The sequence below is a fragment of the Pseudonocardia kujensis genome, assembly GCF_021283305.1.
Lineage (GTDB): Bacteria > Actinomycetota > Actinomycetes > Mycobacteriales > Pseudonocardiaceae > Pseudonocardia > Pseudonocardia kujensis.
In genome coordinates this window covers 1-14,151 of record NZ_JAJSOK010000061.1, presented here as the reverse complement: position 1 = coordinate 14,151, position 14,151 = coordinate 1, and the positions used below count along the sequence as shown (strand labels likewise).

General features: G+C 74.7%; 10 protein-coding genes and 2 pseudogenes. 8 read left to right on the top strand and 4 right to left on the bottom strand.

Translation table 11 applies throughout. The annotated features are described in order from the left end of the window. Window positions 1-33 precede the first annotated feature (33 nt). On the bottom strand, window positions 34-861 hold the full coding sequence (locus LWC35_RS30160; RefSeq protein ID WP_232873678.1) for a CE1 family esterase: 828 nt from the start codon (window positions 859-861) through the stop codon (window positions 34-36). 102 nt (window positions 862-963) lie between these two features. Here LWC35_RS30160 and cofG point away from each other — a divergent pair. Beyond that, window positions 964-2,271, top strand: a pseudogene (gene cofG, locus LWC35_RS30155) (7,8-didemethyl-8-hydroxy-5-deazariboflavin synthase CofG); the annotation flags it as partial. Window positions 2,272-2,373: 102 nt separating this feature from the next. Then, the gene (locus LWC35_RS30150) at window positions 2,374-2,577 is read left to right on the top strand and encodes a hypothetical protein (RefSeq protein ID WP_232873677.1); all 204 of its coding nucleotides are present in this window, start codon (window positions 2,374-2,376) and stop codon (window positions 2,575-2,577) included. A gap of 99 nt (window positions 2,578-2,676) precedes the next feature. Here LWC35_RS30150 and LWC35_RS30145 read toward each other — a convergent pair whose 3' ends face one another. Continuing rightward, a complete protein-coding gene (locus LWC35_RS30145; RefSeq protein WP_232873705.1) occupies window positions 2,677-3,957 on the bottom strand; it encodes a GGDEF domain-containing protein in 1,281 nt (426 codons plus the stop codon). Between the two features lie 1,925 nt (window positions 3,958-5,882). Between LWC35_RS30145 and LWC35_RS30140 the strand changes: the two genes are divergently transcribed. The 4 genes from LWC35_RS30140 to yhjD all read left to right on the top strand — a co-directional run bounded on the left by LWC35_RS30140 (window position 5,883) and on the right by yhjD (window position 9,715). Further along, complete coding sequence (locus LWC35_RS30140; RefSeq protein ID WP_232873676.1) at window positions 5,883-7,109, top strand: MFS transporter; 1,227 nt, start codon at window positions 5,883-5,885, stop codon at window positions 7,107-7,109. A 290-nt stretch (window positions 7,110-7,399) separates the two neighbouring features. Next, on the top strand, window positions 7,400-7,573 hold the full coding sequence (locus LWC35_RS30135; RefSeq protein WP_232873675.1) for a hypothetical protein: 174 nt from the start codon (window positions 7,400-7,402) through the stop codon (window positions 7,571-7,573). 12 nt (window positions 7,574-7,585) lie between these two features. Further along, the gene (trpS, locus tag LWC35_RS30130; RefSeq protein ID WP_232873674.1) at window positions 7,586-8,614 is read left to right on the top strand and encodes a tryptophan--tRNA ligase; all 1,029 of its coding nucleotides are present in this window, start codon (window positions 7,586-7,588) and stop codon (window positions 8,612-8,614) included. Between the two features lie 12 nt (window positions 8,615-8,626). Beyond that, entirely contained in the window at window positions 8,627-9,715 is a 1,089-nt protein-coding gene (gene yhjD, locus LWC35_RS30125) for an inner membrane protein YhjD (RefSeq protein WP_232873673.1), read from the top strand. A gap of 3 nt (window positions 9,716-9,718) precedes the next feature. Here the strand turns inward: yhjD and LWC35_RS30120 are convergent, their stop codons facing one another. Further along, a complete protein-coding gene (locus LWC35_RS30120) occupies window positions 9,719-11,014 on the bottom strand; it encodes a D-alanyl-D-alanine carboxypeptidase family protein (protein ID WP_232873672.1) in 1,296 nt (431 codons plus the stop codon). A gap of 111 nt (window positions 11,015-11,125) precedes the next feature. After that, complete coding sequence (locus LWC35_RS30115) at window positions 11,126-11,575, bottom strand: SRPBCC family protein (RefSeq protein ID WP_232873671.1); 450 nt, start codon at window positions 11,573-11,575, stop codon at window positions 11,126-11,128. A 164-nt stretch (window positions 11,576-11,739) separates the two neighbouring features. Here LWC35_RS30115 and LWC35_RS30110 point away from each other — a divergent pair. Both LWC35_RS30110 and LWC35_RS30105 read left to right on the top strand, forming a co-directional pair. Further along, a pseudogene (locus tag LWC35_RS30110) lies at window positions 11,740-12,132 on the top strand (cytidine deaminase); the annotation flags it as partial. Further along, a complete protein-coding gene (locus LWC35_RS30105; RefSeq protein ID WP_232873669.1) occupies window positions 12,129-13,418 on the top strand; it encodes a thymidine phosphorylase in 1,290 nt (429 codons plus the stop codon). The pseudogene LWC35_RS30110 and the gene LWC35_RS30105, both read left to right, overlap by 4 nt. The last annotated feature ends 733 nt before the right edge of the window (window positions 13,419-14,151 follow it).

Genomic DNA, 14,151 nt, shown 5'->3' with positions numbered 1-14,151 from the left:
TCGCGCTGCTGGAACTGCCGACTCGCGGGGGTGTCAGGGGGCGGAGAGCTGCGCCCACACCCAACCTGTGGCGTCGCCCGGGTCCGAGGTGGTTCCGGCGCCGGCGGCCGGGGCCGCCCAGGAGTGGTCCCGGCCGGCCAGGACGTTCTGCGCCACGGTTCGCCCGCCCGCGCACGTCCAGCGCGTCACGATCGCCGGGGCGGTCACGGCCGTGGTCGGGGCCGTGCAGGAGGCCGCGGCGAGGAACGGGGCGAGCGTGGCGTCGAGCGAGGCCCGCCCCGGACGCCCGCCGATCGGCACCCGTGGGTCCGCCGTGCCGGCCACCGCCGCGACCCGCACCGGCCCGGGCGCCGGGCAGGGCACCGTCAGGGCACCGGCGACGGGGCCGATCCCGGCCAGGTCCCCCGGCCGTCCGCAGGCCCACGCGTAGCTGAGCATGGCGCCGTTGGAGAACCCGACGGCGTACACCCGCCGCGGGTCGGTGCCCTCCCGCGCGGTGAGCGCGGCGGCGAGGTCGTGCAGGTAGCCGACGTCGTCGATCCCGCGCGCGGCGGAGCTGCCGCAGCAGGTGCCCGCGTTCCACGTCCGGTCGAGCCCCTGCGGGTACGCGACGACGACGCCCTCCCGCTCGGCCAGCTCGTCCCACCCGGTCAGCGCGCGCATCCCGGTGGCGGTGCCGGCGGCGCCGTGCAGGACGAGGACGAGCGGCGCCCCCGGCCCGGCGGTCGCGGGATGGTGCACGAGCGCGGTGCGGTCGCCCTGCGCGGTGCCGAGGGTGAGCGTCCGCTCGGTGGCCGGGGCGTCGGCGCACGCCGCCACCAGCGCCACGAGCAGCACGAGGACGCCGGAACGGAGGCGCACGTGGGCGAGGATAGGGGTGCGCCCCGTTCCCGGCCCGTCCTGTGATGATCGCGCAGGTCGACCGGGACCGCGGGCCGGACATAGTGTGGGCGGATGGCCGAGATGCTCCCCGAGCCCGTGCCCGCCGGTGTGCCGGAGAACTTCGTCGTCCCCGCCGGCGCTCCCGAACCCGCCCCGTCGGACCCGGCGGTGCGCCGTGCGTTGGGCCGGGTGCGCGAGGGCGCCGTGCTCGACGTGCCCGAGGCGGCGGTGCTGCTGGCCGCGCGGGGCGACCACCTCGACGCGCTCCTGGACGCGGCGTCGGCCGTGCGGGACGCCGGCCTGGTCGACGCCGGGCGCCCCGGCGTGGTGACGTACTCGCGGAAGGTGTTCATCCCGCTGACCCGGCTGTGCCGGGACCGCTGCCACTACTGCACCTTCGTCACCGTGCCGCACCGCCTCCCGGCGGCGTACCTGGAGCTCGACGAGGTGCTGGAGATCGCACGGGCCGGTGCGGCGCAGGGCTGCAAGGAGGCCCTGTTCACGTTGGGCGACCGGCCCGAGGCCCGCTGGTCGGCGGCGCGCGAGTGGCTCCACGAGCGCGGCTACGACTCGACCCTGGACTACGTCCGCGCCTGCGCGATCGCGGTGCTGGAGGAGACCGGCCTGCTGCCGCACCTCAACCCGGGGGTGCTGTCGGAGGAAGAGCTCACGCGGCTCAAGCCGGTCGCCCCTTCCATGGGCATGATGCTCGAGACGACGGCCACCCGGCTCTGGTCGGAGAAGGGCGGCCCGCACTTCGGCAGCCCGGACAAGGAGCCGGCGGTCCGGCTGCGGGCGCTGACGGACGCCGGACGTGCGGGCGTGCCCTTCACGACCGGCATCCTGATCGGGATCGGCGAGAACCGGACCGAACGCGCCGAGTCGATCTTCGCGATCCGCTCGGCGGCGCAGGCGCACGGGCACGTGCAGGAAGTGATCGTGCAGAACTTCCGGGCCAAGCCGGACACGGCGATGGCAGGCGACCCGGACGCCGACCTCGAGGAGCTCGCGGCGACCATCGCGGTGACCCGACTGGTCCTGGGGCCGGCGATGCGCGTGCAGGCCCCGCCGAACCTGGTCGGCGAGGAGTTCGCCCTGATGTTGCGAGCCGGGATCGACGACTGGGGCGGCGTCTCGCCCGTCACGCCGGACCACGTCAACCCCGAGCGGCCGTGGCCGGTCATCGACGAGCTCGCGGCGCGCTCGGCCGAGTCGGGTTTCACCCTGCGGGAGCGGCTGACGGCCTACCCGAAGTACGTGCTGGCCGGCTCGCCCTGGATCGACACCCGGCTGCACGCGCACGTCGCGGCGCTCGCCGACCCGGAGACCGGGCTGGCCCAGGAGCAGGCCGTCGTCGAGGGGCGGCCGTGGGCGGAGCACGGCGAGGGCGTCGGGCGCGCCGCGACCGCGAGGCAGGTCGCTGCGCCCGCGCGGTGAGCACGGGCTGTTCGGGCGCGGAGGCCGGCGGCGACGGCGCGTAGCCTGGCGCCCATGGGTGTCCTCGGCGAGCTGTTCCCCGGTCCGAAGATCTCCGACGAGGCGGGCGAGTCCGGCAACGGGGAGGCCTTCCGGCTCGGCCCGATCGACCTCGAGAACGGCGTGGTCCACGTCGTCCGGGCCGGTGGCGCGGAGCAGGTGGGGACGGCGGTCGAGGGCGAGCCCGTGGACGCCCCCGCCGACGGGGACGCCGACTGAGAGCCTGCCGGCCCCACGCCGATCAGCAGGCCTCCGGCATCCCGCCGATCAGGAGGCCTCGGGCGGCCCCGATCAGGAGGCCTCGGGCATCGGCCCCGATCAGGAGGCCTCGGGCTCCGCGCGCGGGGCCTCCGTGGGCTCCGCCGCACGGCCGGTCTGCGGGGCGTCGCCGTGCTGCGAGTGCTCGGCGATCCGGACGGCGTTGCGGCCCGAGTCCTTCGCCCGGTAGAGCGCACGGTCGGCGATGGCCATGGCCTGCTCGACGGTCGTACTGGGTGCCGTGGGCACCACCGTGCCGCCCACCGAGATGCTGAGGTTGCGGATCGAGAGCGGCCCGTCGGGCGTCTCGACCGGCACGACCAGGGTCGTCACCCGGTGCCGGATCCGCTCCGCGACCGCGTGGAGCTCGGCGGTCGCCCGTCCGGCGGGCAGGCCGGGCAGCAGGACCACGAACTCCTCGCCACCGAAACGCCCCACGAGGTCGTCCCCCCGCACCTCGTCCCGCACCGCCTGAGCCACCTCGGCCAGCACGCGGTCGCCCGCGAGGTGGCCGTGGGTGTCGTTGACCCTCTTGAAGTGGTCCAGGTCGAGCACCAGCATGGCGAGGCTGCTGCGCTCGCGGCGGGCCCGCACCAGCGCCTCGCCGGCCCGGGCGTTCCACGCCGTGGCGGTGAGCAGGCCCGTCTTGCCGTCCGTGGTCGCGGCGTCGGCCAGCTCGCGGAACATGACCGCTCGCTGCAGGACCAGGATCGGCACGAACGCGAACAGCACGAACCACCAGGACACGGTGAGCGTGAGCGCGAGCATCGCGCCGAGGCAGAGCGTGGCGACCTCGACCGCGACGTCGTCGAGGTGGCCGAACAGGTCCGCGGGCTTGGCGTCGGGGTTGCTCGTGGCGACGGCGAGCGCGATGAGCAGCGAGTTGACCGCCGCGTAGACGAGCGTGGCACAGGCAAGTGCCGCGAGGCCCGTGACACCGGCCGACCAGGCCTCCGAGCCGCCGGTGCGCTCGACGACCTCGCGCGCGGCGATCGCCGCCAGCAGCACCGTGGACGTGGTGAACGTGTGCCGGAACAGTGGGAACCGCGCCGGTTTCCACACCCGGAACCACAGGTACGTGTAGATCACCGCGATGGTGACGGTGGCCAGCGCGGCCGGGAGGAGCAGGGCCGCGGCGAAGGTCCAGATCGTGGAGAGGTCGGTGTAGGACTTCTCGCCGACACGGCGGCGGGCGCGCTCGACGCCGGTGGCGACCTCGGTGTGCACGATGCCCGACGCAGCCAGCACGAGCGCGAGAACGGCCGAACCGACACTGGGCCGAAGGGCGCTCCAGGACAGGGCGACGAGCACCAGTGCCGACGTCTCCACCACGGCGAGCATCGCGATCACCCGAGTGGGCTGAGCCCACACGGCCCAACGGGTGATCCCGCACCTCCGTCGAGGTGACTGCGCCACGAGAGAGTCTCCTGTCCAGCCAAACTGGTGATGTCGGACCCGAGAGTAGTCAGACGATCACTCGATCCGGATGCCCCGAAACGGTACCGAATCGCGTGTCTCGACTACTTTGGGTGACACACGCTGTGGGCTCGTCGGGTCCGGGCCGGGCGGCGGCACGCCGCGACGGGGCGTACCCGCCTTTGCCGGCGGTCGTTTCCCGCAGTGTCGGAGCGCACCGGCCGCCGCGGTCCGGGACCGCCGGTCACCGGTTGATCGCCGGAGCGGCCGCGGTCGTTACCGCCGGTCGGTGCGCGGGGAGGAGGGCGCCGTGCACGACCGCGCGAGGCCGGACCCGAGGCGTCCCCGCCTGCCGACGTCCCGGTCGTGCCCCGCGGTGAACCGCTCCCGCCTCCGCTCCGTGACGCGGGCAGGGGTCCCCACGCGATCCGGCCTGGTGAGAGCCTCCGACGAGACGTCCCGGCCCGCAACTCGAGGAGGCGTGATGCGCAACCGCGCCTGGTGAGCAAGAGCACGCGAAACGTGAGCAACCCGATCCGACGACGAGCCGAGGGGAGGCCGGACATGCGCAACCGCGCCTGGTGAGACGGCCTCGTCCAGACCCGACGAGCGACGAGGAGGCCGGACGTGCGTAACCGCGCCTGGTGACACAGCCCGACGACCACAGCCCCGACCAGCGAGAAGGAGCCGGAAATGCGCAACCGCGCCTGGTGAGACGGCCCGACGACCACAGTCCGACCAGCGGGGAGGAGACCGGAAATGCGCAACCGCGCCTGGTGAGACGAGCTTCGACGACAGCGGCCCGACCAGCGGGGAGGAGACCGGAAATGCGCAACCGCGCATGGTGAGACGAGCTTCGACGACAGCGGCCCGACCAGCGGAAAGGAGCCCGGACGTGCGTAACCGCGCCTGGTGACACAGCCCGACGACCACAACCCCGACCAGCGAGAAGGAGCCGGAAATGCGCAACCGCGCCTGGTGAGACGGCCCGACGACCACAGCCCCGACCAGCGGGGAGGAGACCGGAAATGCGCAACCGCGCTTGGTGAGACGAGCTTCGACGACAGCGGCCCGACCAGCGGAAAGGAGCCCGGACGTGCGTAACCGCGCCTGGTGACCCAGCCCGACGACCACAGCCCCGACCAGCGGAAAGGAGCCCGGACGTGCGTAACCGCGCCTGGTGACCCAGCCCGACGACCACAACCCCGACCAGCGAGAAGGAGCCGGAAATGCGCAACCGCGCCTGGTGAGACGGCCCGACGACCACAGCCCCGACCGGCGAGAAGGAGCCGCAGATGCGCAACCGCGCCTGGTGACCACAGCCCGACGACCACAGCCCCGACCAGCGGAAAGGAGCCCGGACGTGCGCAACCGCGCCTGGTGACCACAACCCGACGACCGCAGCCCTGACCGGCGAGAAGGAGCCGCAGATGCGCAACCGCGCCTGGTGAGACCCGCGGACGAGCCCGCACCGCCCCACGGAAGGACCAGCCCCATGCGCAACCGCGCCTGGTGACCCGGCAGCCCCGAGACCCTTCACGGCCTGCTCCCGCAGCCCCCGTCGAGACCCCTGATCCCGCCGGCCCGCGCCGCCCGCTCCCACTTCCGGGAGGCGCTCCGAGGCCGGCTCCGCACACCCGTCCGCGTGGTTGGGGGTGCGCGGTCCGACGTTCCTGGAGCAGGCTGGGACGACCGGTCACCGCCGAAGGACGACCGTCCGCCGAGTGGTCCGGCAGGACTCTCCGGCTCCGGTCGCTCACGTTCAGTATCGATCTACGGGTCCGGTGCGCCGGGCAAGTGGACGCTGCCACGTCGGGGGGATCGTGCGTCGGAGAGCCACGCGGCCGAGCGTGTTCCGCACTGCCGAGTTCCGTGCCCTCTGGGCGGCGGAGCTCGTGTCGATCTGCGGCGACCAGCTCGCGCGTGTCGCGTTCTCGGTCCTCGTCTACGGCCGGACCGGTTCCGCGGCCTGGGCCGCGGCCGTCTACGCGCTGACCTTCCTGCCCGCCCTGCTCGGCGGCGTCCTGCTCGGCTGGGTGGCCGACCGGTTCCGCCGGCGCGAGATCATGGTGCTGGCCGACCTCGCCCGCGCGCTGCTCGTCGTCCCCTTGGCGATCCCCGGGATCCCGCTCGCGTTGCTCTGTCCGCTGCTGGTCCTGGTGGTGGTGCTGGCCTCGCCGCACACCGCGGCCCAGGGCGCCCTGCTGCCCGACGTGCTCGACTCCGAGGAGTTGCTCGAACGCGGCTTCGCCGTCCGGCAGATCACGAACCAGACCGCGCAGATCGCCGGGTTCGCCGTCGGCGGCGTGCTGCTGGTGCTGATCAGCCCGAGCGTCGCGATCCTGCTGAACTCCGGGACCTTCCTGCTCTCGGCGCTGTTCGTGCGGTTCGGGGTCCGCAGACGCGCCGCCCCCGCCGTGGTGTCCGACGGCGCCGGGCCCGCCGCCCTGTCCTGGCTCGCCGACATCCGCGACGGTGCGCGCACCGTCTTCTCCCACTCGCGCCTGCGCACGCTCGCCCTCGCCGTGTGGCTGGTGGGTGGCTACGTCGCGCCCGAGGCCCTGGCCGTCCCGCTGGCCGCCGAGCTCGGCGCCGGCCCCTGGGCCGTCGGCCTGCTGATGGCGGCCGACCCGGCGGGCAGCGTGCTGGGCGCGCTCGTGATCAGCCGCTGGGTGCCCGAACGTCTGCGTGAGCGGGCGATCCTGCCCTGCACCGGTCTGGCCGGGGGGCCGCTGGTGGCGTCGATGTTCGTGTCGAACGTGCCCGCGATCGTGGTCCTCTGGGCGGTCACGGGAGCGCTGTGCACCGCGGCGCTCGTGCCGGCCCAGGCCGTGTTCGTCCGCAGTACGCCGGACGAGGTGCGCGGGCGGGCCACCGGACTCGCGGCCTCGGGCCTGATCGCGGCGCAGGGGCTGGCGATCCTGGTCTGCGGGTTCCTCGCCGAGCGCTGGGGTGCGCCCCTGGCCGTGGGGGTCTGCGGCGCGGCGGGCGCGTTGCTGGCGGCCGCGCTGATGCTCACTCGCGGGGCGCGCAGCGAGCGGGCGCCGCACCGCGTCCGCGCAGCGCAGGTGGGGTGACGCCCTGGGGGTGGGGGCGGCCGGAGCCCGCACCCCACTCGGTCGTTCACCAAGAGCGGTTGCGCTTCACGGTGATCTCCCCTGGGCGTGTCGACGAGCGCCCTCGATTGTCGGCCTCGCCGGTTCCACCTGCGGGTGAAAAACGACGGCCGGATCGTCGCTCAGCGTGTGTCCGCGCAGCTCCGCGTTGCTCCGTGAGGGTCGGTTCCACCTGTCACCAGACCGGGCGGCGGGGCGACCGCGCCCCAGCGGCGGTGGGCCCCGCCGCACACGACCGACCGGGGCCGCCGGTGGATGAGGGCGACGGCCGGCCCGCCGCGTACCAGGGCGTCCACCGGGCGAGCGGGTACTCCTTCCGCCCCCGGCCGCGCTGCGCGGAGTGCCGGGAGGAACTGACCTTCGGCACGGTGCTGCCCGCCGACCTCGTGCCCGGTGGCGCGCGAAACGCGGTCGACGGGAGTTGAGAGACTGGCGCCATGACCGGGACCGACACGACCGCGCCACGTCCCCGGGTGCTCTCCGGGATCCAGCCGACCGCCGACTCCTTCCACCTCGGGAACTACCTCGGCGCCGTGCGGCAGTGGGTGGCCCTGCAGGACGACCACGACGCGTTCTACTTCATCCCGGACCTGCACGCGATCACCGTCGACCACGACCCGGCGACGCTGGCCGCGCGCACCCGCAACGCCGCCGCACAGCTGCTCGCCCTGGGCCTGGACCCGGAGCGCTGCACGATCTTCGTGCAGTCCCACCTGCCCCAGCACTCGCAGCTGACGTGGGTCCTCGACTGCTACACCGGGTTCGGCGAGGCCTCCCGGATGACGCAGTTCAAGGACAAGGCCGCGAAGCAGGGCACCGACCGGGCCACGGTGGGGCTGTTCAGCTACCCGGTGCTGATGGCCGCGGACATCCTGCTCTACCAGGCCGACCGCGTCCCGGTGGGTGAGGACCAGCGCCAGCACCTGGAGCTGACCCGAAACCTCGCGCAGCGCTTCAACCAGCGCTTCGGCGAGACGTTCACGGTGCCGGAGCCGTTCATCCCTGCCGGCGCGGCGAAGATCCAGGACCTGCAGGACCCGACGGTGAAGATGAGCAAGTCGGCGTCCACGCCCGGCGGGATCGTCGAGCTGCTCGACGACCCCAAGCGGATCGCCAAGAAGATCCGCTCGGCCGTCACGGACAACGAGCGGGAGATCCGCTACGACCCGGAGGCGAAGCCGGGCATCGCGAACCTGCTGACCATCTACTCGGCGTTGACCGACCGCAAGGTCGCCGAGATCGAGGCGGAGTACGCGGGCAAGGGCTACGGCGACCTCAAGAAGGACCTCGCGGAGGTCGTCGCGGATTTCGTTGCTCCGCTGCGGGAACGGGTACAGCAGTACCTGGGGGACCCTGCCGAGCTCGATCGGGTGCTCGCCCGGGGAGCCACCCGGGCGGGTGAGGTCGCCGGCGCGACGCTGGCGGCCGTTCACGAGAGGATCGGGTTCCTGCCGCCGACGAGCTGATGGGGTGAGGGCGTGGCCGTGCCGACGACGGACGAGAAGACCCGCGCGAGCGCGGCCGACGACGGGGCGAAGGGCACCGACGACGGCCCGTCCGCGATCGAGAAGGCCCGGGAGCGCATGCCCTGGCTCGACCACCTCATGCGGGCGGGCACGCGCTACACGGACCGGCACGGCGACCACTACGCCGCGGCGATCACCTACTTCAGCGTGCTGGCACTGGTGCCGATCCTGATGGTCGCCTTCGCGATCGCCGGGTTCGTGCTGAAGAGCCAGCCCCAGCTGCTGCAGCAGATCCAGGCGGGCATCACCGCGCAGGTGCCCGGCCAGCTCGGTGACACGATCAACCAGGTCATCGACCAGGCGATCAACTCCGCGGGCGCGGTCGGGATCATCGGACTTCTCATCGCGCTGTACTCCGGCATCGGCTGGATGACCAACCTGCGCGAGGCGCTGTCCGAGCAGTGGGCGCAGCCGCCGGAGACGCCCAACGTGGTCAAGAAGACCCTCGTGGACCTCCTCGCGCTGGTCGGCCTCGGGGTGGCGCTGGTGCTGTCCTTCGCGATCTCGGCGGTGGGCAGCGCGTTCGGCAGGCTCCTGCTCGACCTGGTGGGACTCGGCGGCCAGGCCTGGGCGCGGTTCCTGCTCGGGGTGTTCACCGTGCTGCTCGGCCTCGCCGCCAACTGGCTGGTCTTCCTCTGGGTGATCGCCCGGCTGCCCCGCGCCCCCGTCGCCGTGAAGAGCGCGATGCGCGCGGCCGTGATCGGCGCGGTCGGCTTCGAGGTCCTCAAGCAGGTCATGACGATCTACCTGTCGTCGGTCACCCGGTCACCCGCGGGCGTGGCGTTCGGTCCGATCATCGGTCTGCTGGTCTTCGCGTTCTTCACCTCGCGGTTCATCCTCTTCGTCACCGCCTGGGCGGCCACGGCGAAGGAGAACGAGCAGGAGGAGCCGGTCGAGGTGCCGGCGCCGGCGGTGATCCGGCCCGAGGTCGTCGTCCGGTCCGGCCCCAGCCCGGCCGCCGCGGCAGGCCTGCTCGGCGCGGGCGCGGTGACCGCGGTCGGCGGTTTCCTCGGGCTGCGCGCGCTCCGGCCCCGCCGCTGACCGTCAGCGGCGGTCGCCGCCGACCGGGGTGTCGCCGGGCACGACCTGGTCCGGAGGACGCTTCCGGTGGCGGCGCCGGGCCAGGAGGACTCCGGTGCCCGCGACCAGTATCAGCGCCACGGTGGCGGCCACGGCCCACACCGGGACCGGGACCGGGTGCGCGGCGGGGGCCGGGGCGACCGCCACGGGCGCCGGGGCGGGCGCGGGGGCCGGCTCGACGGGTCGGGAGTCGACGAGGGTGCCGACGCCGGCCGTCGCGGGCAGGGCGAAGCCGTAGTCGAGCAGCGCCCCGGCCTGCGCGACCATCCGCACCGGGTGCTGCTCGCCGCGGACCATCGCGACGACCAGCCGGCGCCCGTTGCGCTCGGCGGCGCCGACGAACGTGTGCCGCGCGGCGTCGGTGAAACCGGTCTTGCCGGCGAACGCGCCGGGATAGGTGCGCAGCAGCGGGTCGTCGTTGGAGATCTGGAAGCCCGGGCGGTCGGCGAAGCCCGGGAACGGCACGGTCGGGGTCGCCAGCGTCTCGCGCACCAGCGGGTCCCGCAGCGCCACGCGGAACAGGACGGCCAGGTCGTAGGCCGAGGTGGACATGCCCGGCCCGTCGAGGCCGGACGGCGTCGCGGGGCGGGTGTCGAGCGCGCCGAGCCGGTCGGCGCGGGCCTGCATCGCCTGCAGCGCTGCCGGGACCCCGCCCATCGTGCGGGCCAGGGCCATGGCGGTGTCGTTGCCCGAGTTGAGCAGCAGCCCGGCCAGCAGCTGCCGCACGCTGTAGTGACCGCCGGGGCCGATACCGGCCTTGCTGCCGTCGACCCGGACGTCCTCGGGGGTCACGACGACGTCGGCGTCCGGGTCGAGCTCTGCCCGCACGACCAGAGTGGTCAGGATCTTCAGGGTCGACGCCGGGCGCTGCCGCCCGTGCGGGTCGTGCGCGGCGAGGACGGTGCCGGAGTCGAGGTCCGCGACCACCCAGCCCGCGGCGCTGACGGCGGGAGGCGGGGCGGCGCCGTCGGGCAGGACGTCGCCGCACGCCCCGAGCCGCGGGCCGCCGACGGGCTGCTGCGGGACCGCGACCGGGGCCATCGGCACGGTCTCCTCCCGGGCCGGCGGGCCGGGAGGGGCCTCGTGACCGGGACAGACGCCCGCGGGTGCCGGTGCGGCGAGGGCGGGCGGCGGGGCGGCGGCCGATGCACCGGACGGCGGCGGGGCGGCTGCGGCGGCCACCGCGGTCGGCTCGACGAGGAGGAACGTCACGATGGCGGCGACCAGTGTGCCGACCGTCGCCCGACCCCACCTGCACACACCGTGACGATAAGGCGGCGTCGCCCGCCCGCCCATCCGCCGTTCGCGCGGCTCCGCCGTCCGTACGCGGGACGTGGTGCTCCCGCGCCACCGCCCGTTCGCGCGGAGGCGTCAGCGCTCCTCGAGCCGGGCCTTCATCCGCTCGAGGGTCCGCGCCATGCCGTCGACCATCATCCCCTCGCGGTCGCGGCCGAGCAGGCCCGTGCCGGCGAACAGCTTGGCCGGGACCGCGAGGGCCCCGGTGCGCTCGCGCCACTCGGTGAGCTGCGTGCCGCCCTCGACCGGCTCGATCCGGAAGCCCCAGGTCATCGCGCTCTCCAGCACGGAGAACGCGAACGCCTTGCCCGGCACGCTCTCGATCACGCGGCAGTGCGTGCGCCAGCGGATGCGGCCGTGGCGGTTGTAGCCCACGAACCGCGCCCCGGGCTCCGGGCCGGTCGCGCCGCGCCGCCACGCCCCGCCCGTGCACTCCGGGCTCCACTCGCCCATCCGCGTGATGTCGCTGACCAGCGCCCACACCTCGTCGGGGGTCGCGTCCACGACCACGCTCGTCTCGTCCACGATCCACATCCTGCCCGGCGTCGGGCAGGATCGATCGGGTGACCGGGCCGGACCAGCACGGAGATCGACACGGGGACCGACACCGATATCGACACGAGGATCCACACGGAGACCAGCACGCAGATCAGCACGGAGATCAACACGGGGACCAGCACCGAGCCCACGACTGGGAGCGGTTGCGCGCGGCCGCGGCGGAGGCGGCGACGGCGGCCTACGCGCCCTACTCCGGTCTGCACGTCGGCGCGGCCGCCCTGTGCGACGACGGCCGCCTCGTGTCCGGCTGCAACGTCGAGAACGCCTCCTACGGCCTCACCCTCTGCGCCGAGTGCACACTCGCCGGGCAGCTGCGGCTCACCGGCGGCGGGCGGTTCGTCGCGGTCGCGGTCCGCTCGGGCACGGGCGCGCTGCTCATGCCGTGCGGCCGCTGCCGCCAGCTGCTGCTCGAGCTGGGCGGGCCGGGCTGTGCGCTCGACACCCCGCGCGGGATCCGGACCCTCGCCGAGGTCCTGCCCGACGCCTTCACCCTGTCACCCCCGGCACCCGAGGAGCGCGCGTGACCCACTCCGCCGTCGACGTCATCGCCACCAAACGGGACGGCCACCGCCTCACCGACGCGCAGATCGACTGGGTCGTCGCCGGCTACACCCGCGGCGAGGTCGCCGACGAGCAGATGGCCGCCCTCGCCATGGCGATCCTGCTCAACGGCATGGACGACGCCGAGACCGCGCGCTGGACCCTCGCCATGATCGAGTCGGGCGAGCGGCTGGCCCTGCCGGACGTCGGCCGCCCGCTGGTCGACAAGCACTCCACGGGCGGTGTGGGGGACAAGCTCACCCTCCCGCTGGCGCCCCTGGTCGCGGCCTGCGGCGCGGCCGTCCCGCAGCTCTCCGGGCGCGGGCTCGGCCACACCGGCGGCACCCTGGACAAGCTGGAGGCGATCCCGGGCTGGCGGGCGGAGCTGTCGACGGACGAGATCGCAGCCCAGCTCACGGAGGTCGGCGCCGTCGTCTGCGCGACCACGCCCTCGCTCGCCCCGGCCGACCGCAAGCTCTACGCGCTGCGCGACGTCACCGGCACGGTCGCCTCCGTCCCGCTCATCGCCAGCTCGATCATGAGCAAGAAGATCGCCGAGGGGACCGGCGGGCTGGTCCTCGACGTCAAGGTCGGCAGCGGCGCCTTCATGCCGACCCGCGACGGCGCCGAGGAGCTCGCGCGGCGGATGGTGGCCATCGGGGCGGCCGAGGGGCTGCCGACCCGGGCCTTGCTCACCGACATGTCCGTACCGCTCGGGCGGACGGTCGGCAACGCCCTGGAGGTCGCGGAGGCGGTCGACGTCCTGCGCGGAGGCGGCCCGCCCGACGTCGTGGAGCTCACCCTCGCCCTCGCCCGCACCATGCTCGCGCTCGCCGGGATCGACCCGGAGACCGACGCGGACCCGGCGGAGGCCCTCGTGTCGGGCCGCGCGTACGCCGTCTGGGAGCAGATGATCGCCGCGCAGGGCGGCGACCCGGGCGCGCCGTTGCCGCGGGCGACGCACGTGGAGACCGTCGACGCACCCGCGTCGGGGGTACTGACCAGGCTCGACGCACTGGCCGTCGGCACCGCGGCCTGGCGGCTGGGCGCGGGCCGGGCACGCAAGGAGCACCCGGTCCAGGCCGCGGCGGGGGTGCGTCTGCTCGTGGGTCTCGGCGAGGAGGTGCGGGCGGGCGAGCCCCTGCTCGAGCTGCACACCGACACCCCCGCTGCCGTGGCGGGCGCCCGCGCCGCGCTCGACGACGGCCTCGCGATCGGGGACGAACCGGTCGACCGGGGCCCGCTGGTGCTCGACGAGGTCGGCGACTGAGGACGTTTGCGCAGCTCATCCCCGACTCTGCGGCGCGGCGCGCCCGGGCGGGCCCGGCAGGAGGGATCGACGTCCGTCGGGCACCATGGAAGGGATGCGCGAGTACCGGAGCCCCAGCACGCCGGCTGGTCCCCGGCCCGAGGACGTGCCCGGGCCGGCTCCGGCGCGCGTGGACGACGCCGAGCACCCCGGGGAGGAGCCGCGCGACGACCGCGCGCCGGCCCCCGGCCCGGCCGCCCCGAACGGTCACCGCACCGACGACCCGCCTAACGACCGGCCCGACGGCCAGGTGGACTGGTTCGACACCCGCCGCCTCGACAGCCCGGCACCCGGCCCGGAGCGGGCCGGCGCCCGCCGCGACACGGCGCACCCCGACAACCGCCGCGACACGGCGCACCCCGACAACCGCCACGACACGGCGCACCCCGACGCCCGCCCCGACGCCGCGCGTCCCGACACCGGACCGGGCGTCGCACCCCCCGGCCCGGGACGGGCCGTCCCCGGCCGGTCCGACGGCCCGTCGCGTTCGGGGCGGCCGAGTGCGAGCCGGTCCGGCCCGGCGCGGCCGGGCGGTCCGCCGCACTACCCGGCGCAGCCCGGCCCACCTCAGCCCGGCCCACCCCAGTCCGGCGCACTTCAGCCCGGCCCACCCCAGTCCGGCGCACTTCAGCCCGGCCCACCCCAGCCCGGCCCACCTCAGCCCGGCCCACCCCAGTCCGGCGCACTTCAGCCC